Source organism: Ruegeria lacuscaerulensis (assembly GCF_013034745.1).
Lineage (GTDB): Bacteria > Pseudomonadota > Alphaproteobacteria > Rhodobacterales > Rhodobacteraceae > Ruegeria > Ruegeria lacuscaerulensis_B.
Genome location: NZ_WQGP01000009.1, coordinates 1 through 17,292, shown reverse-complemented (window position 1 = coordinate 17,292; position 17,292 = coordinate 1). Strand labels below are relative to the sequence as shown.

16 protein-coding genes and 1 tRNA gene are annotated in these 17,292 nt (G+C 60.0%); 10 read left to right on the top strand and 7 right to left on the bottom strand.

Going from position 1 to position 17,292, the window contains the following annotated elements; genetic code table 11:
- Positions 1-19: 19 nt before the first annotated feature.
- A complete protein-coding gene (locus GOV79_RS17410; protein ID WP_170790857.1) occupies positions 20-2,065 on the top strand; it encodes an ASKHA domain-containing protein in 2,046 nt (681 codons plus the stop codon).
- A 24-nt stretch (positions 2,066-2,089) separates the two neighbouring features.
- Positions 2,090-2,947, top strand: a complete 858-nt coding sequence (locus GOV79_RS17405) for a class I SAM-dependent methyltransferase (RefSeq protein WP_170790855.1) — start codon at positions 2,090-2,092, stop codon at positions 2,945-2,947.
- A gap of 16 nt (positions 2,948-2,963) precedes the next feature.
- On the opposite strand, the gene GOV79_RS17400 is transcribed toward GOV79_RS17405, so the two are convergent.
- From GOV79_RS17400 to GOV79_RS17385, 4 genes are all read right to left on the bottom strand, one after another.
- Positions 2,964-3,037 (bottom strand) — tRNA-Gly (locus tag GOV79_RS17400).
- Between the two features lie 127 nt (positions 3,038-3,164).
- The gene (locus tag GOV79_RS17395) at positions 3,165-4,226 is read right to left on the bottom strand and encodes a methyltetrahydrofolate cobalamin methyltransferase (protein ID WP_170769803.1); all 1,062 of its coding nucleotides are present in this window, start codon (positions 4,224-4,226) and stop codon (positions 3,165-3,167) included.
- Between the two features lie 9 nt (positions 4,227-4,235).
- Positions 4,236-5,162: a methylenetetrahydrofolate reductase gene (locus GOV79_RS17390; RefSeq protein WP_170790853.1), complete on the bottom strand. Its 927-nt coding sequence runs from the start codon at positions 5,160-5,162 to the stop codon at positions 4,236-4,238.
- A 26-nt stretch (positions 5,163-5,188) separates the two neighbouring features.
- On the bottom strand, positions 5,189-5,485 hold the full coding sequence (locus GOV79_RS17385) for a virulence factor (protein WP_170769805.1): 297 nt from the start codon (positions 5,483-5,485) through the stop codon (positions 5,189-5,191).
- A 240-nt stretch (positions 5,486-5,725) separates the two neighbouring features.
- Between GOV79_RS17385 and GOV79_RS17380 the strand changes: the two genes are divergently transcribed.
- Both GOV79_RS17380 and GOV79_RS17375 read left to right on the top strand, forming a co-directional pair.
- Positions 5,726-6,838 carry a Ppx/GppA phosphatase family protein gene (locus GOV79_RS17380; RefSeq protein WP_170790851.1) on the top strand — a complete coding sequence of 371 codons (1,113 nt, stop codon included), beginning with the start codon at positions 5,726-5,728 and terminating at the stop codon, positions 6,836-6,838.
- Positions 6,838-7,560, top strand: coding sequence for an RlmE family RNA methyltransferase (locus GOV79_RS17375; protein ID WP_170790849.1), 723 nt, complete (start codon positions 6,838-6,840; stop codon positions 7,558-7,560). Before GOV79_RS17380 ends, GOV79_RS17375 begins: the two co-directional genes overlap by 1 nt.
- On the opposite strand, the gene GOV79_RS17370 is transcribed toward GOV79_RS17375, so the two are convergent.
- Together GOV79_RS17370 and GOV79_RS17365 are read right to left on the bottom strand one after the other, a co-directional pair.
- Positions 7,557-7,745: a hypothetical protein gene (locus tag GOV79_RS17370; protein WP_170769808.1), complete on the bottom strand. Its 189-nt coding sequence runs from the start codon at positions 7,743-7,745 to the stop codon at positions 7,557-7,559. The genes GOV79_RS17375 and GOV79_RS17370 overlap by 4 nt on opposite strands.
- Positions 7,746-7,853: 108 nt before the next feature.
- Positions 7,854-8,696 carry a YihY/virulence factor BrkB family protein gene (locus GOV79_RS17365; RefSeq protein ID WP_408015523.1) on the bottom strand — a complete coding sequence of 281 codons (843 nt, stop codon included), beginning with the start codon at positions 8,694-8,696 and terminating at the stop codon, positions 7,854-7,856.
- Positions 8,697-8,899: 203 nt separating this feature from the next.
- On the opposite strand from GOV79_RS17365, the gene GOV79_RS17360 reads away from it, so the two are divergent.
- From GOV79_RS17360 to cls, 3 genes are all read left to right on the top strand, one after another.
- The gene (locus tag GOV79_RS17360) at positions 8,900-9,952 is read left to right on the top strand and encodes an AI-2E family transporter (RefSeq protein ID WP_331252720.1); all 1,053 of its coding nucleotides are present in this window, start codon (positions 8,900-8,902) and stop codon (positions 9,950-9,952) included.
- Positions 9,953-9,955: 3 nt separating this feature from the next.
- Entirely contained in the window at positions 9,956-11,062 is a 1,107-nt protein-coding gene (locus GOV79_RS17355) for an acetoin utilization protein AcuC (RefSeq protein WP_170790842.1), read from the top strand.
- Between the two features lie 77 nt (positions 11,063-11,139).
- Positions 11,140-12,552 (top strand): cardiolipin synthase, encoded by a 1,413-nt coding sequence (gene cls, locus GOV79_RS17350; protein ID WP_170790840.1) that lies wholly within the window; start codon positions 11,140-11,142, stop codon positions 12,550-12,552.
- Here the strand turns inward: cls and GOV79_RS17345 are convergent.
- On the bottom strand, positions 12,549-12,983 hold the full coding sequence (locus GOV79_RS17345; RefSeq protein WP_170769812.1) for an ion channel: 435 nt from the start codon (positions 12,981-12,983) through the stop codon (positions 12,549-12,551). The genes cls and GOV79_RS17345 overlap by 4 nt on opposite strands.
- A gap of 163 nt (positions 12,984-13,146) precedes the next feature.
- Here GOV79_RS17345 and GOV79_RS17340 point away from each other — a divergent pair, with 163 nt between their 5' ends.
- Genes GOV79_RS17340 through GOV79_RS17330 form a run of 3 tightly spaced genes read left to right on the top strand, consistent with a single transcriptional unit; the run spans position 13,147 to position 17,235 of the window.
- Positions 13,147-13,794, top strand: a complete 648-nt coding sequence (locus tag GOV79_RS17340; protein WP_170791091.1) for an ABC transporter ATP-binding protein — start codon at positions 13,147-13,149, stop codon at positions 13,792-13,794.
- Positions 13,791-16,205 (top strand): FtsX-like permease family protein, encoded by a 2,415-nt coding sequence (locus GOV79_RS17335; RefSeq protein ID WP_170790838.1) that lies wholly within the window; start codon positions 13,791-13,793, stop codon positions 16,203-16,205. The genes GOV79_RS17340 and GOV79_RS17335 overlap by 4 nt, the downstream gene beginning before the upstream one ends.
- Entirely contained in the window at positions 16,195-17,235 is a 1,041-nt protein-coding gene (locus GOV79_RS17330; RefSeq protein WP_170790835.1) for a lipocalin-like domain-containing protein, read from the top strand. Before GOV79_RS17335 ends, GOV79_RS17330 begins: the two co-directional genes overlap by 11 nt.
- Positions 17,236-17,292: the final 57 nt, after the last annotated feature.

The following is a 17,292-nucleotide window of genomic DNA, read 5'->3' as shown; positions in this document are numbered from 1 at the left end:
TACAAAAGGCAGGCCAAATATGACCACCGACCCCCTTGTCGTCTTTACCCCCTCGGGCAAACGCGGGCATTTCCCCGTTGGCACCCCGGTTCTGACCGCCGCCCGGCAGTTGGGTGTCGATCTGGATTCGGTCTGCGGCGGACGCGGGATTTGTTCGAAGTGCCAGATCACGCCCAGCTATGGTGAGTTTCCCAAGCACGGTGTCACCGTATCTGAGGACGCGCTGAGCGAATGGAACGCGGTCGAACAACGCTATGACGACAAGCGCGGGCTCAAGCCTGGCCGCCGTCTGGGCTGTCAGGCGACGGTTCAGGGCGATATCGTGATCGACGTGCCGCCTGAGTCTCAGGTCCATCGTCAGGTCGTCCGCAAAGCGGCTGCCGCACGCGCCATCACCATGGACCCGGCGACGCGGCTGTATTTCGTGGTGGTCGAGGAACCCGACATGCACTCGCCCACCGGCGATCTGGAGCGGTTGGAACGCGCCCTGCGCCAGCAGTGGAACATTGAGGCCGTCACCGCCGATCTGTCGCTGATGGCCAAGCTGCAACCGGTGCTGCGCAAAGGCAAGTGGGAGGTCACGGTGGCCGTCCACAAAGGCCACAAGGATGAGGTCGCCAAGGTGGTCGAAATTTGGCCCGGCCTGCATGAACAAGGGCTGTACGGTCTGGCCATCGACCTTGGCTCAACCACCATCGCTGCCCACCTGACCGATCTGGAGACCGGTGAGGTCAAGGCCTCGTCTGGCCTGATGAACCCGCAGATCCGCTTTGGTGAAGACCTGATGAGCCGCGTGTCCTACGCCATGATGAACCCCGGTGGTGATCAGGAAATGACCCGCGCGGTGCGCGAGGCGATCAACGATCTGACTATCTCCATCGCCGAGGAGGCCGGGATCGACACCGCGCTGATCGTGGAGACGGTTTTCGTCTGCAACCCGGTCATGCACCACCTGCTGCTGGGTCTGGATCCGGTCGAGCTGGGGCAGGCCCCCTTCGCGTTGGCCACTTCCGAGAGCATGTCCTTGCCCGCACGTGAGATGGACCTGACCAAGATGAACCCGCGCGCGCAGGTTTATATCCTACCTTGTATTGCGGGACATGTGGGCGCCGACTGTGCCGCCGTTGCGCTCTCCGAGGAACCCGGCAAGTCCGAAGACCTCGTGTTGATCGTCGATGTGGGCACCAATGCCGAAATCCTGCTGGGCAACACCACACGCGTGCTGGCCTGTTCCTCACCCACCGGCCCCGCGTTCGAGGGCGCGCAGATCAGTTCCGGCCAGCGCGCCGCTCCGGGAGCGATTGAGCGCATCGAAATTGACCCTGCAACCAAGGAACCCCGCTTCCGCATCATCGGATCGGACAAGTGGTCCGATGAGGACGGGTTCGATCTTGATATCGCCACCACCGGGATCACCGGCATCTGTGGCTCGGGCATTATCGAGGCTGTGGCCGAGATGCGCATCGCCGGGCTGCTGGATGAAAGCGGCTTGATCGGGTCCGCCGAGCAAACCGGCACCGCCCGCTGCGTACCCGAAGGCCGCACCCACGCCTATCTGATCCACGATGCCAGCGCCGAGGGCGGCCCGCGTATCACCGTGACCCAAGGTGACATCCGCGCCATCCAGCTGGCGAAATCGGCACTCTATGCCGGTGCGCGCCTGCTGATGGATGAGATGGAGGTCGACACCGTTGACCGCGTGGTTCTGGCCGGGGCGTTCGGTGCCCATATCTCGACCAAACACGCGATGGTTCTGGGCATGATCCCAGACGCGCCGCTGGACAAGGTTTCCAGCGCGGGCAACGCGGCTGGCACCGGTGCCCGGATCGCCTTGTGCAACATCGGATCGCGCAAGGAAATCGAGCGCGTTGTGCGCGAGATCACCAAGGTCGAAACCGCCATCGAGCCAAAGTTTCAGGAACATTTCGTCGCCGCCAACGCGATCCCGCACAAAACCGACCCGTTCCCAGAACTGGCGCAGGTGGTCACCCTGCCCGCGCCGTCCTTCAACACCGGCGGCGGGGATGACGAAAAATCTGGCCGTCGTCGCCGCCGCAGGTCATAGTCGGATCAAACGACGGAGGCCCCAATGCACACACCGAACGAAGAACAGGCTGAGTATTGGGGCAAGTCGCCGTCGGGCGTGAAATGGCTGACATACGAGGATCAGTTGGATCACGTATTCACCCCAGTGCTGGACCTTGTTCTAAGCCGCGCCAATATTGTCGAAGGTATGCGGGTATTGGACATCGGATGTGGCACCGGCGTCAGTTCGCTTGCAGCGGCGAAGCGTGTCGGCGGTTCGGGTCATGTCCAAAGCGCAGACATCTCGCAAGCCTTTCTGGACCGCGCCCAGGAGCGCGCACGCGCTGAAAACCTGACAAATATGAGTTTTCTTTACGCTGACGCCCAGACACAGGCTTTTTTGGAAGGCGAGTTCGATGCTGCGATTTCGAGGTTCGGGGTCATGTTCTTTCAGGATTCGGTTGCAGCATTCCGCAATATCGCAAGCGCGCTGAAACCCGGTGGACAGATGACTTTTGCCGCATGGGGGCCACTTGCAGGCAATCCTTGGTTCAAGATTCCTCACGTCTCTGCCACGGCGCGGCTGGGCAATCCGCCCAAATATGGCCGATTTGCCCCCGGACCGCTTGCCTTTCACGATCTGGACTATGTCGCCGGAATGATGAACGACGCTGGACTGACCGACATCAAGGCAGACCCCGTGCCATTGTCCTTGCCTGGTTTCAACGGTGTGCCGGGCACCGCTGCGCTGTGTACGCGAGTTGGACCGGCGGCCCGTGTGATCGGCCATTTCAATGGAACCGACGAGGATGTAGCGGCCATTGAAGCCGACGTTGCCAAAAACCTTGAGCAATTCGACACCGAAAACGGCATCGAAATCCCGGCAATCATCAACCTGTTTCAGGCGCGCCGGGCCGCGTGATCTGATCTGGGAAAACTGGAGCGGGTAGCGGGAATCGAACCCGCGCGTTCAGCTTGGGAAGCTGACAGGCTACCATTACATCATACCCGCCGCGGGGTTGGGGATAGCATTGCCGCTTTCCCAAACACAAGTCGCAACCTTCACCAAAGGACAAGAAAATCCAGAACAAAAAAGGCCGGGCAGTTGGCCCGGCCTTCGGTTCTTTCTTGCCGACGGATCAGGCGCGACGACGACGGCCACCGCCGCGACGACCGCCTGCAGCACCGGCTGCTGCGGCTTCTTCAGGTGATTTGTTGAACTTGATCCATGCCCCGCCATGGGGGTCATTGTTGGTCAGCAGGTTAGCGGCGCGGATGGCCTCCATTTCCTTGCCGGCACGCGGCTGGGTCGAGCCCAGACCGAACAGTTGGCAGAAAGTCTCATCATCCATATCCGCAGGCAGAATGATACCTTTGGCTTCTACTTCGGCCTTCTTTTCAGCCAGCTTCTTGGGACCAACGGGCAGCGCGACCGGGTTCATGATCGCAGAGGTCATGCCTGCGCCCATCGCCATCGGCAGGAAGGCGTTGTTGATGCCGTGGCGGTTCGGCAGGCCGAACGAGATATTGGACGCGCCGCAAGTGGTATTCACGCCCAGCTCTTCACGCAAACGACGGACCAGCGCAAAAACCTGCTGGCCAGCGGTTGCCATCGCGCCGATGGGCATGACCAGCGGGTCAACCACGATGTCATGCGCCGGAATGCCGAAATCGGCTGCACGTTCCACGATCTTCTTGGCCACGTCGAACCGTACATCGGGGTCTTCGGAAATCCCGGTATCGTCATTCGAGATCGCCACAACCGGCACGTTGTATTTCTTGACCAGCGGCAGAACCAGCTCCAGGCGCTCTTCTTCACCGGTGACCGAGTTCAGCAGTGGGCGACCTTCAGCCGCCTCAAGACCGGCTTCCAGAGCACCAGGAACCGAGCTGTCGATGCACAGCGGTACGTCGACCAGACCCTGCACCAACTCGACGATCTTGGTCATCAGCGGCGGCTCGGTCTCGTTCGGGTTGGGGTTCGAGTTGTAGACAACACCCGCGTTGATATCCAGAACGGTCGCGCCTGCCGCAACCTGTGCCAGCGCGTCTTTCTCAACAGTCGAGAAATCGCCCGCTTCCAGTTCCGCAGCCAGTTTCTTGCGGCCCGTGGGGTTGATCCGTTCACCGATCACGCAGAACGGTTCGTCAAAGCCCAGAACGGCGGTTTTTGTTTTTGATTCGACGACAGTACGGGTCATGTCCGTTCCTTAGGAGTTTGCAGGCTTTGCCGAAGCGCCGCCGTTGTTGATGGCCCAGGTGGCGTTGGTTTTGATACCGCCAAGTGGGAAGAAATGCACGTTGGTGATGTTGAAGTCCGGGTTGGCGGCCTTGTGGTTGGCCAACTCGGTCAGAACATCGTTGGGCTCGTAGGGCAGCAGCAGCTTGGACACGTCCATGGCGCGCTTTTGCAGAACCTTCAGCGATGGGCCAACACCGCAGGCGATGGCGAATTTGATCAGGGTCTGCAGCTTGGCCGGACCCGCGATACCGATATGGATCGGCAAATCGATCCCTGCCTCTTTCAGGCTGTCGGCCCAAGCGATGATCGGTTTGGCGTCAAAGGCGAACTGAGTGGCCAACGCCATTTCGGCGTCGGTGGTTTCGCTGAATTTCTGTTTCCAGCGCAGCGCGTCTTCCACGTTCTTGGTCGAACCGTCCGGGTCAATATCCTTATTGCCCTCGGGGTGGCCTGCCACGTGCAGACGCTTGAAGCCTGCCTTGTCGAACAGACCGGTCTCCATCAGCTGCATCGAGCTGTGGAAATCGCCATGGGGTTTCTCGACACCACCGGCCAGCAGAAGCGCCTGCTCAACGCCCGCTTCGCCCTGATACATCGAAATCCAGTTTTCCAGCGTCCCGGCGTCCTTGATGATCCGCGCGGGGAAGTGCGGCATCACCGGATAGCCCTCGGCAGCGATGCGCTTGGCGGTCTTGACCATGTCCTCGATGGGCGTGCCCTCGATATGGGCGATGTAGACGCGAGTGCCTTCAGGCAGCAGCGCGCGGAAATCTTCGACCTTTTCGGCGGTGCGCGGCATCACCTCGATCGAATAGCCCAGCAAAAAGGCTTCGACGGTCGGGTTCACAGGGCCGTTTTCGGCGGCATCACGTTTTTTGAAGTTCAGCAAAGCCATAGCGGCCTCCCATATAGATTTCGGGCTCATGCCCAACCGTCATTTGCGATCAGAGCTTTGATACGGTCCTGATCATATTCCGCTTCCAGACGCGCTGCTTCGGCTTCGGCGATCTCCGAGGGCTCGCCCTCGACCGCGAAAGGATCTGCTTTGCGCCATTCGGCCAGATAGGCATCGCTGTCCTTGGCATTCACCTTCATCGCCGCTCGGTCGATGGCTTGTTCGAACCGCTCCTCCAACTGCCGCTTGGCACCTCGACGGCCTTTGCCGACGATGACTTGAGCAGGGATGTCGCGCCAGTAAACGATGGTGACGTCAGGCATCGCGTATGATTCCTCCTAACCAGATGGACCGGTTCTAAACATCTATATGGTCGCAGGTCGGTCGGTTTTCGACACAAGGCGCATTTCAAACGACGTTTTGCCTACGACGGGATACCGGGGTTGTAACGAATTCGGCATCAAACGCGCATATCAAAATCCTCATCACAATAATGAGCGTCTTGCGCGACAAGAACGCGCGACCTATGGTCGGGGTAACTCGATAATCGGAGGGCGTTGAAGATGGCGCCCAAGCGTCCCAAAGGTGCGGGCGCGTTCCCGAAGGCGGTTGAAAGCCCCGCGCCGGCAAGGCCCGATCCCGATGCGCTGTATGCGGCACTGGATCTGGGTACAAATAGTTGTCGCATGTTGATTGCCCAGCCCAAGGGCAGCGGCTTTCATGTGGTCGACAGTTTCTCGAAATCCGTGCAGTTGGGTGCGGGGCTCGAAAGGACCGGACGGCTGTCTCGGTCCTCGATGGCGCGCACCATTCAGGCTTTGCGCATCTGTCAGCAGAAGCTGAAACGCAATAAAGTCAAACGGATGCGCCTTGTCGCGACCGAGGCCTGCCGCCGCGCCAAGAACGCGCGTGATTTCATCCGTCAGGTAAAGCGCGAAACCGGCCTGACGCTTGAGATCATCCAGCCCGAGGAAGAGGCACGCCTGGCCGTGATCTCATGCGCGCCGCTCGTGTCGACCAAGACTGAACAGTTGCTGGTGGTCGATATCGGCGGCGGCTCGACCGAATTGGTGTGGATCGATATCTCATCCATTGCGCGCCGTGACCGGCCTGCCGCGATCATGCGGTTGCACCATGGGTTTCACCCGGCCGAAAGCCCGTTCCCTGCGGCCAAGGTGGTGGATTGGATCAGCGTTCCGCTGGGTGTGGCAACGCTGCGTGATCAGTTCAACGATGTTGAGGACGATTCAGCCCGCTTTGCTCTGATGAGCTGGTTTTTTGAAGAGAACCTCGCCGATTTTGCGCCTTACAAGGACGAACAGGCCCGCGAAGGGTTCCAGATCGTTGGCACCAGCGGGACGGTTACGACCGTGGCTGCCTCACATCTGGGGTTGAAGCGCTATGACCGGACCAAGGTAGACGGTTTGCGCATGACCAGCGATCAGATTGACAAAGTGATACGAGGGTATCTAGAACTCGGCCCTCAGGGTCGACGCCGGGACCCGCGCATTGGCGACGACCGGCAGGCCCTGATCATGTCCGGCTCGGCCATTTTGCAGGCCCTCTTGCGCTGCTGGCCCACCGACCGCCTTTCCGTGGCGGACCGGGGGCTGCGTGAAGGACTGCTTTATGCGCAGATGAGCGCGGACGGCGTATTGGAAGACGGACCGTTCTGATGGCGAAGACACCAACTGGAAAAAGCAACTCGGGTCGCGGGCAACGCGACCTGAAGGTTAAGGTCAAGACGGCGCGTGGGCGTAAACTCAGCTCGACCCGCTGGCTGGAACGGCAATTGAACGACCCCTATGTTAAACGCGCACAGGCCGAGGGGTACCGAGGGCGTGCAGCATTCAAAATATTGGAACTGGACGATAAATTCCGCTTTCTGGTTCCCGGTGCACGCGTCGTTGATCTGGGCTGCGCGCCCGGAGGTTGGTTGCAGGTGGCTGTCAAAAGAGTGAACGCGCTTGGCGAGAAAAGCGGCAAGCGGATCGGCACCGTACTGGGCGTTGATCTGCAGGAGGTCGAACCCGTCGCGGGCGCAACCGCGCATGTGCTGGACTTCATGGAAGACGATGCCGACGAGAAGGTCAAAGAGTGGTTGGGCGGCAAGGCTGATGTGGTGATGTCGGACATGGCCGCTGCCTCATCCGGGCACAAGCAAACCGACCATTTGCGCATCATGGCACTGTGTGAAACTGCCGCTTACTTCGCCTTTGATGTGCTGGAAGAAGGCGGCACATTTGTCGCGAAGGTTCTGGCCGGAGGGGCCGAGGGCGATTTGCAAAAGCTGCTTAAGCAGAAATTCACCAAGGTCGCCAACGTGAAACCGCCTGCCTCGCGGTCCGACAGTTCGGAAAAATTCGTTGTGGCGACAGGGTTTCGCAGCGAGACTTAATCTTCCATCGACAGGAAGTCTCCTGCCAGAACCTGCTGGCGCAACGATGCGGTAGCAATCCCTTGCATCAAAAGCGCGTCCCCATGGTTGAGGTATTCCGGCTTGCGGGTCCGCAAATCTTCGATCCGCTGTGCCAGCGACAGCGGGCGTTGCAGTTGCGACGTGTGAACCGGTTTATCTGACATTGGGCACCTTTTAACACAGACGGGTTTGACCTTGTCTGTACCGGTACACGCAGAGTTTGCCGGGAAAATGACCCAAACAAGGCAGCACAGCGCCGGGATGTGGTGAAGCTAGTCCGCCGCCTCGCCCAGATCCATCAACGCCCCGTTGAACTCGGCCCCCAAAATCAGCATGGCCGCGCAGAGGTACAGGAAAATCAGTGCCGCCATCACTCCGGCCAGCCCCGCATAGGTCGCGTTGTACGAGGCGAACTGCCCGATATAGATCGAGAAGCCCCACCCGCCCGCCGCCCAGAGCGCAAGCGTCAACGCCACGCCGGGCAGGATTTGCGTCAGCTTGTGGCGCCGCGTCGGCAGCAGAAGATGGGCCAGCATCACAAGCCCCGCTGGGACCGCCACTGTAAAGGTCCAGCGCAGCCGATCCACGGACAGCCAATTGGACACGTTCACATCCGTTCTTTCGGACACAAGCCTTGTATATACTGGCAAGACAACCTCGACTGCAGCAATCGCAAGAACGGTCGCTCCTCCGGCAATCACCAGTCCAAGACAGTAAAGGCGGGTTTTCCAAAACGGCCAACTGTCTTGATCATGATAAGCCTGATTCATCGCCGCCCGCACTGCCATCACCCCGTTCGAGGCGAAAAACACTGCCAACAGCCCCCCCAGCGTGATTACGCTGGAGTTCGAAGCCTGCAAAACTGCTCTCAGCTCGGCCACGATCGGATCGGCGACATCTTTGGGCCAAGCGCCGAAAATCAGCTCGATCAACTCATTGGTGACATAGTCTTGCGACAGTGTCCCCGCCAAGGCGACTGTGAACAGGACGAAGGGAAACAGGGCCAGCATCAGGGACATGGCAACATGGCTGCTCATGACCATTCCGTTTTTGGCACTGAACCGGCCAAAGGCCAGCCATAGCGCCTGAAGGGGTCGGTTTGCGGAAGGAATCATATTGGCGCTCATGTCCAAATCTTAACGCGGCGCGCAGGATCACAGAACCGTCAAAACCCGGTTCAACGCAAATTAATACTCCCAAACGCTTGCGCGCATTGCATAATCCTGCTCGGCTGTGCAGGATCAGAGCAGAAAATCGGCTTCTCAAGACAGCTAGAATTGCAACAGACAAAACGATGCCTTTGGATCAGGAACCACATGTGACACGACCGCGACTGCGCCTGTCGGTCGTGCGTGACACCGCGATAGTCGCCACGCTGGTGGTGCTGGGCCTTTATGCTGGGTCCGCCTTTCTGATCCCGCTGACCATGGCCTTGCTGATCAACGTTCTAATCATCGCGGTCAGCGATCGTGTCATCTCCATCACGCGCGTGCCGGTCTGGGTTGCCAACATCGCCGGTGTTATCGTTGTTTTGGCCGGTTTGTTCATGATCATGTATATTCTGGGCAGTCAGGCGACACAGTTTGCCCGCTCGATCAACACCTACGAAGATCAATTCGACAGCGCCGTGAACCGGATCGCGGGGCTGGTGGGCAATGACGTTACAAGTTTTATCCGTGACAATCTGATCAGCATCGACATGTCCTATGTCGCGCGCGTAATGCTGGGCAGCGCTACCTCGTTGCTGAATCAGTTCTTTCTGATCAGCCTTTATGTTGCGTTCCTGATGGCCGAGCGGTTGGCGTTTCGCAAGAAAATACAACTGGTTGCGGGGAACCCTCAAACCGGAGCAGACTTCGCGGCGGTGCTGGATGCCATTTCGTTTAGTCTGCAACGGTATGTGGGGGTAAAGACCTTTATCAGCCTGGTCACGGCCGGGATCAGCTATTCGATCTTCCGTGTTCTCGGGCTGGAATATGCCGAGACCTGGGCCGTCCTGACCTTCGCGCTGAATTTCATCCCCTCGATCGGCTCGATCATTGCGGTCATTTTCCCGGCCATGATCGCGCTGGTTCAATTTGAAAGCATCGGTCCGTTCCTGATCATCGTGCTGGGGTGCGGCACCATCCAATTCCTCATCGGCAATTTTGTGGACCCTGCCATGCTGGGGCGATCGCTGAACATGTCGACCTTCCTTGTCATTCTGGCGCTGACCTTCTGGACCACGGTCTGGGGCATGATTGGCGCGTTCCTCAGCGTGCCGCTGACCGTCTGCATTCTCATCGTGTTCAGCCATATCCCAGCACTCAGGCCGATTGCGATCATGATGTCGCTGGATGGAAGCTTGGGCGAAGACCCGCGCGCAGGGTGAACCATGCAGCCTGTGTTCATCGGGTCCGAGATCTATCGGCACTCTACCTACGGCACACAGCATCCGCTGGCGATTCCGCGTGTGTCGACGGTCATCGACCTGTGTCGCGCGCAAGGCTGGCTGAACCAGCAGAACTTCCGTGTCAGTCCTTGCGCAAAACCCTCTGCCCTGCACGCATTTCATACGCCGGACTACATCACCGCGCTGCAACAGGCCGAGGCCGAGCAGGCCGTCTCGAATGACACCCGCAGCCGATACGGGCTGGGAACTTTGTCCAACCCTGTTTTTGCCGAGATGTACCGCCGTCCCGCCACCGCCGCCGGAGGGTCGATGCTGGGTGCCGAACTTCTGCGCGAGGGCGGCATCGTTTTCAGCCCCGCAGGCGGCACGCATCATGGGCTTGCGGACCGCGCCAACGGGTTTTGCTATCTGAACGATCCTGTTCTGGCGATACTGACCTTGTTGAAATCCGGGCTGGATCGAGTCGTCTACGTGGATATTGACGCCCATCACTGCGACGGGGTTGAAAGCGCATTTGCAGGGTCGGCCAAAATCCGCATGATCTCGGTCCACGAAACGCGCCGTTGGCCCTTTACCGGCGCTTTGACGGACACGGCGGGCGGTGCAGCGTTCAATCTGCCCGTCGAACGCGGGCTGAATGATGATGAGTTCTATACGATCCTCGACCAGTTGATCCTGCCCGCCACAATGTCGTTCCGACCTCAGGCCATTGTGCTGCAATGCGGGGCCGATGCAGTGGCCGAGGACCCTCTGTCGCGCCTGACCCTGTCCAACAACGCCCATTGCCGCACCGTGGCAGCCCTGCGCGACTTGGCGCCACGCCTGCTGGTGTTGGGTGGCGGCGGATACAACCCGTGGTCAGTCGCCCGACTTTGGACAGGTGTTTGGGCGGTGCTGAACGGGACCGAGATCCCGGACCGGCTGAACAACACCTCGCAAAGCACTTTGCGCGGCCTGCGCTGGAACAGGGCTGCGGGCAAGCGGCCACCTCTGCATTGGTTTGAAACGCTGCGCGACCGCCCAAATTCAGGCGAGGTTCGGGACACCTTGCGGGCCGACCTCGCGCAATTGGCGGCTCGGTTGCTTTAATCTCAGCACGCGTATAGCCCCGGATCGCAAACGGGTCTACACTGGGGCAAATAACTGGAACGAGGGCCGATAACCCCGTGTGGACATTGCTTGTTTCTGCGCTTGTCTTTGCGCTTTATGTGCTGGCGGCAGTCTTTGCGATCCGCGCCGCGCAGACCGCGCGCACGCCGCAAGGGGCCGTAGGCTGGGTGGTATTCCTGATCTCGGCCCCGGTGTTTGGCGTCCCGCTCTATCTGTTTCTGGGCCACCACAGGTTTCGCGGTTATCGCATCGCGCGCAAGCACAGCGAAAGTGTGGTCGAAGGGATCAAGACATTCGCCGATTTCTCACGACCCGATCCGGCCACGATGCGGATCAACCCGCGCCCGTTCGAGGCACTTGCCCACCTGCCCGTCTCGCGCGGGAACGGGGCCGCGTTGCTGGTCGACGGGCAAGCCACGTTCGACGCCATATTCGAGGCGATTGATGCGGCGCAGAACTACATCCTGATACAGTTCTACATCGTGCGCGATGACGCGCTGGGCCAAAGGTTGCAGTCCAAACTGATCGACGCGGCCCAGCGTGGCGTGAGCGTGCGCTTCATGACTGACGCTGTCGGCAGCTATGGCCTGCCCACGGCCTATCTGGACACGCTGCGCGAAGCCGGGGTCGAGATTGCCAACCCGCGTGATCGGCGCGGACCACAACACCGCTTTCAGCTCAACTACCGCAACCACCGCAAGACGGTGATCATCGATGGTGAAACCGGGTTTATCGGCGGGCACAATGTAGGCGTCGAATATCTGGGGCAAGACAGCTATTTCGGGCACTGGCGCGATACGCATATCAAGATGAGCGGTCATATCGTCCGACAGTTGCAATTGATCTTTACCGAAGATTGGCACTGGGCCCATGAAGAAGACCTGATCGACGATCTGGACTGGGCAGGCTCGGAGTCTGATCAGGACATGAACGCGCTTTTGGTTGCAACTGGTCCCGGTGACGAAACAGAAACCGGTTCAATGATGTTCTTTGCCGCCATTACCGAGGCGAAAGAGCGTTTGTGGATCGCATCGCCCTATTTCGTGCCCGATATCGACATAATGACCGCCCTTCAGCACGCTGCCCTGCGCGGGGTAGACGTGCGCATTCTGGTACCCGAAGTGATGGATCACCGCCTGCCCTGGCTGGCAGCCTTTGCCTATTTCGACGAGGTGCGCGACTGTGGCGCGCGGGTCTTCCGCTATACCAACGGGTTCATGCACCAAAAAGCTTTTGTCGTGGATGACACGTTGGCCGCCGTCGGTACCACGAATCTAGACAACCGATCCTTCCGCCTGAATTTCGAGGCCATGGCGCTCTTTTTTGACAGCCGCGCCGCCAATGCGGTGGCCCAAATGCTGGAGGCGGATTTCGAACAAAGCTACGAGCTGGACCGCGACCTGTCCGAACAACGCCTTTATATCCGCTTCGGCTCCCCTCTGGCGCGGCTCTTTGCGCCGATCCTTTAAGAGATCAACTCTTCCTGAAAAACACGGGTCATCAAGGCGACCATGAAGGCTGTGGACAACCCGAACGCCAACAGGCCCGTCACCGAGGCGAAGGCGCCGAAAATCCTCAGCCCCTCACCCAAGACAATATCGCCATAGCCAAGTGTCGTGAATGTCACCAATGAGAAATAGAGCGCCTCATTCCATTCCGGCAGTGTTTCCCCCAGCACCCACACAACGGCCCATAGCCAGACCTGAAACGTATGAATCAGAACGATAAACGCCAGCGCGGTACATAAAGGTGCTGCGATGGTAAAGAACCGTTTGCTCTGCTCCAACCGCAGAGAAAGCACTCGGATCACCTGCGTACACCAAGTCAGCAGCACGATCTCGATCAGGAAGCAAATCCCCAGATAAAGACTGCCCCAGACAATTTGCTCTGGTAATGTCATGCTCGCCCGTCTCATTGTGACCACTTGACCTCACCATGACGTGTTCAACAGGGCTGAACAACCCCACCTGCCCGGCTGCGACGAAAGGGTGCGAAATCAACTCTGGTCTGGACACCAATGCCGAAGGGTCCACATTGTGACGGACATCGTTAGAGGCTTGGAAATGCTGCTGAAGATCGACGACGTTCGGAAATCCTATCCGGGTGGTCGCCCCGTTTTGCAAGGGGTGACGCTGAACCTTGATCGCGGGCAAACTCTGGCGCTGACGGGCGAAAGCGGCAGCGGCAAGAGCACGCTTTTGAACCTTGTGGGTGCGCTTGATGGGTTCGACGGGGGCGAGATCACGCTGGACGGGACCGCTCTGTCTGGTTTGGACGATCCCGGTCGGGCGACCTTGCGCCGTGAAAGCGTGGCATTGGTGTTTCAGCAGTTCAACCTGATCCCTTCACTGACCGTCGCGCAGAACCTAGCTTTTCACGCGCGGCTTGCGAACCGGCTGGATGCAGAATGGGTCGGTCATCTGGCCACGCGACTGGGACTGTCCGATTTACTGGACCGCTACCCCGAGACCCTGTCGGGAGGCCAGCAGCAACGCGTCGCCATCGGACGCGCCATGGCAACACGACCCAAGCTGCTGCTTGCGGATGAGCCGACGGGAAATCTGGACGAAACCGCCAGCGCCACGGTGCTGGACCTGATGCTGTCCCTGATCGCGGAAACCAAGGCGGCGCTACTACTCGTCACGCATTCACAGGACATTGCCGGGCGACTGGATCATCACGCGCATCTGTCTGGTGGGCGGGTGGCATGACGCGTGTCGTCCTGCTGGCTCTGCTGTCCCATTGGCGGGCGCATCGGTTGCAACTGGCCACATTGCTGATCGGCATCGCGCTGGCCACGGGCCTGTGGTCTGCGGTTCAGGCCATCAATGCCGAAGCGCGGGCCAGCTATCAGCGCGCCAACGAGCAACTGCTGCTGGGCCGCTTCGACACGCTGCGCAACCCCTCGGGGACGATCCCGATTGAGCAATATGCAACGCTCAGACGCGCAGGTTGGCAGGTGGCCGCTGTGCTTGAAGGCTCGGTTCGTATCGGAGAAAACAGATTCCGGTTGCTTGGTGTTGATATGGTCGCTTACCCGGCCCTGCCCGCTGTTACTCAGGTCGAAGAAGGGGCTGCCCCGCCTTACCCTGGCGATATGCTAACCGCACCGGGTCGCTTGCTGACAACGCCCCCAGTGGCCGACCGGTTGCAAAACCAGCAGTCTCTGCCGCCGGTCCTGATCAGCGACGCCCTGCCACCCGGTTTGATCCTGACCGATATCGGCGTGGCTGAAACCCTGCTGGACCGTCGTGGCCAGATCAGCCACCTGGTCGTATTGCCACAACAACCGAAGGGCCTGCCCGCTCTGCCAGAGATCACCCCCGATCTCGACCGTATCCCCGCCGCGGACCAAATGGACACCGCGCAATTGACCGACAGCTTTCATCTGAACCTGTCCGCCTTCGGGCTTTTGTCCTTTGCAGTGGGTCTTTTCATCGTTCATGGCACGGTTGGGCTGGCCTTCGCCCAACGGCGCGCGATGATCCGCACGTTGCGCGCCCTTGGCGTGTCGATGCGGCGGCTGGTCTGGACCATTCTGGCCGAGTTGACCCTACTGGCCCTGATCGGCGGCGTGTTGGGTCTGCTGCTCGGGTTCTTTATCGCTGGTGCCCTGTTGCCCGATGTGGCCGCCACGCTGCGCGGTCTATACGGCGCGCCAGTCAGCGGGCAGATCAGCCTGCAACCACAATGGGCTTTGGCCGGACTTGCCATGGCGCTGGGTGGTACCTTGCTGGCCAGCGGTCACGCCCTGTATCGACTAGCCCACCTGCCGCTGCTGTCCGGGGCAGGCGTTCAAGCCTGGCGCAGCGCTGCCTCGGGCCGACGGGTGATCGCGATGGCCGGAGTAGCCGCGATTGCTCTGGGTATCGGCGCGCAATTGGCGATCGGAGGCTTGATCGCTGGGTTCATCCTGGTCGCGGGCCTTCTGACCGGCTCGGCCCTACTGCTTCCGTTCCTTCTGTCCATCCTGTTACGCGGCTTCGGGGCTCGGGCGAACGGCCCCGTCGCGCAATGGGTCTGGTCGGATATGCGCGCGCAACTACCGGGCCTTTCGCTGGCATTGATGGCCCTACTGCTGGCACTGGCCGCCAATATCGGCGTCAGCACGATGGTGTCGAGCTTCCGCCTGACCTTTACCGGCTGGCTCGATCAGCGTTTGGCTTCGGAACTCTACCTGACCGCCGGCGACGATGCGCAGGGCCAAGAGATCGCGCAGTGGCTTGCCCCTCAGGCTGATATGATCCTGCCCATTCGCAACACCGAAATAGCGCATGAAAGCGGTCCATTGTTCCTATACGGCGTTCTGGACCATCCGACTTATCGCGAGAACTGGCCGCTGATCGCCACGTCCGACGGCGCGTGGGACCAAGTGATGCAGGGGCGCGCAGTATTGATCAACGAGCAACTCGCCCGCCGTCAGAACCTCTGGCCCGGCGATGAGTTGGCGCTGACATCGGCGACCACCTTGCCCATCGCCGCCGTCTATTCCGACTATGGCAACCCAACCGGGCAGGCCATTATCGCAATGCCGCTTTTGGACATGATCGCACCGGGGGTCGAGACACGGCAATTCGGCATTCGCATACCGCCCGAGCGTGCCTCGGCTCTGGCGCAGGAGTTGCGCGACCGGTTCGATCTGCCGTCGGGCGCCGTGGTTCAGCAAGCGGCGATCAAGGCGCAATCGCTGGCAGTGTTCGACAAGACATTTGTCGTAACCTCGGCTCTGAATGTCCTGACGCTGGGTGTGGCCGGGTTTGCAATATTGACCAGCCTGCTGACCTTGTGGACCCAGCGCCTGCCCCAGATCGCGCCGGTCTGGGCGCTGGGGCTAACCCGGAATCGGCTGGCGTGGCTCGAGGTGCTGCGCAGTATCCTGTTGGCCGCACTGACAGCAGTGCTGGCGCTGCCACTTGGGCTTGCACTTGCATGGGCCCTGCTGGCCGTCATCAATGTCGAGGCTTTTGGCTGGCGCTTGCCGATGTATCTTTTCCCTGTGGATTGGGTCTATCTTCTGGCGCTGACCATTCTGGCGGCTTTTGTTGCGGCCGCCCTGCCTGCCTTGCGCCTGCTGCGCCTGCCACCTGCGGACTTACTGAGGGTATTTGCCAATGAACGTTAGGGCTTGGTTTCTGATCGCCGTTCTGCTTCTACCCAATTGGGCTCACGCGCAAGGCTATGCGGGCCTAGGCGGATCCGCCGAAGGCTTTGCGATCCCCCAACGCGGATATCAATTTCAATTCCCGGCTGACCATGGTCCTCACCCCAACTACCGGATCGAGTGGTGGTACCTGACGGCCAATCTGCAAGGCGAGGACGGGCGCGATTATGGTATCCAGTGGACATTGTTCCGTTCAGCGCTGAAGCCCTTTGAAACGGATGGCTGGCAAAACCCTCAGCTTTGGCTGGGCCACGCTGCCGTCACCACGCCTGACAACCATTATCTGGCCGAGCGTCTCTCTCGCGGCGGCATAGGTCAGGCCGGAGTGACGGCCTCGCCGTTCGAGGCATGGGTCGATGATTGGTATATGCGAGGGGATGATCTGAACAGCTTGCAGCTGCGTGCCAGCGGCGCAGAGTTCACGTATGACCTGAGCCTGACAGCCCAAGGCCCGTTGGTGTTTCACGGGGCGGACGGATATTCCGTAAAATCCGCTGAAGGACAGGCAAGCCACTACTATTCGCAGCCCTTCTACCGTGTTGAGGGGACTTTGCACCTGCCGGAAGGCAATGTCGCCGTGCAGGGTCAGGGCTGGCTGGATCGAGAATGGTCCTCGCAACCTCTGGCCGCGGATCAGATCGGATGGGACTGGTTCTCGCTCAGTTTTGACGACGGAGACAAGCTGATGGCATTCCGTCTTCGCGGGACGCAACAAGATTTCACGGCGGCCACATGGATTGGCGCAGATGGCACCACAACCCCGTTGCCGGACGGGTCAACCCGTTTCACCCCGCTGGACAAAGCGCGGATCGCAGAGCGAGACATCCCCGTTCGCTGGCGCGTTGAATTGCCTGAACGCGGAGTGGATGTCGAAGTCACGGCCCTGACGCCCAAAGCATGGATGGCAACGCGATTTGAGTATTGGGAAGGCCCGATCATGGTATCAGGCAGTCACACAGGGCGCGGCTACCTTGAAATGACCGGCTATTGATCAGCGCACGACGTAGACGGAGACTTCTGAGTGTCTGACGACGCGTGCTGCGTTTGG

Bases quoted from the DNA above. Each gene is read 5' to 3' on its own strand.
- GOV79_RS17410 (WP_170790857.1), top strand. From the start codon at position 20: ATGACCACCGACCCCCTTGTCGTCTTTACCCCCTCGGGCAAACGCGGG.
- GOV79_RS17405 (WP_170790855.1), top strand. From the start codon at position 2,090: ATGCACACACCGAACGAAGAACAGGCTGAGTATTGGGGCAAGTCGCCG.
- GOV79_RS17395 (WP_170769803.1), bottom strand. From the start codon at position 4,226: ATGACCCGTACTGTCGTCGAATCAAAAACAAAAACCGCCGTTCTGGGC.
- GOV79_RS17390 (WP_170790853.1), bottom strand. From the start codon at position 5,162: ATGGCTTTGCTGAACTTCAAAAAACGTGATGCCGCCGAAAACGGCCCT.
- GOV79_RS17385 (WP_170769805.1), bottom strand. From the start codon at position 5,485: ATGCCTGACGTCACCATCGTTTACTGGCGCGACATCCCTGCTCAAGTC.
- GOV79_RS17380 (WP_170790851.1), top strand. From the start codon at position 5,726: ATGGCGCCCAAGCGTCCCAAAGGTGCGGGCGCGTTCCCGAAGGCGGTT.
- GOV79_RS17375 (WP_170790849.1), top strand. From the start codon at position 6,838: ATGGCGAAGACACCAACTGGAAAAAGCAACTCGGGTCGCGGGCAACGC.
- GOV79_RS17370 (WP_170769808.1), bottom strand. From the start codon at position 7,745: ATGTCAGATAAACCGGTTCACACGTCGCAACTGCAACGCCCGCTGTCG.
- GOV79_RS17365 (WP_408015523.1), bottom strand. From the start codon at position 8,696: ATGATTCCTTCCGCAAACCGACCCCTTCAGGCGCTATGGCTGGCCTTT.
- GOV79_RS17355 (WP_170790842.1), top strand. From the start codon at position 9,956: ATGCAGCCTGTGTTCATCGGGTCCGAGATCTATCGGCACTCTACCTAC.
- GOV79_RS17345 (WP_170769812.1), bottom strand. From the start codon at position 12,983: ATGACATTACCAGAGCAAATTGTCTGGGGCAGTCTTTATCTGGGGATT.
- GOV79_RS17340 (WP_170791091.1), top strand. From the start codon at position 13,147: ATGCTGCTGAAGATCGACGACGTTCGGAAATCCTATCCGGGTGGTCGC.
- GOV79_RS17335 (WP_170790838.1), top strand. From the start codon at position 13,791: ATGACGCGTGTCGTCCTGCTGGCTCTGCTGTCCCATTGGCGGGCGCAT.
- GOV79_RS17330 (WP_170790835.1), top strand. From the start codon at position 16,195: ATGAACGTTAGGGCTTGGTTTCTGATCGCCGTTCTGCTTCTACCCAAT.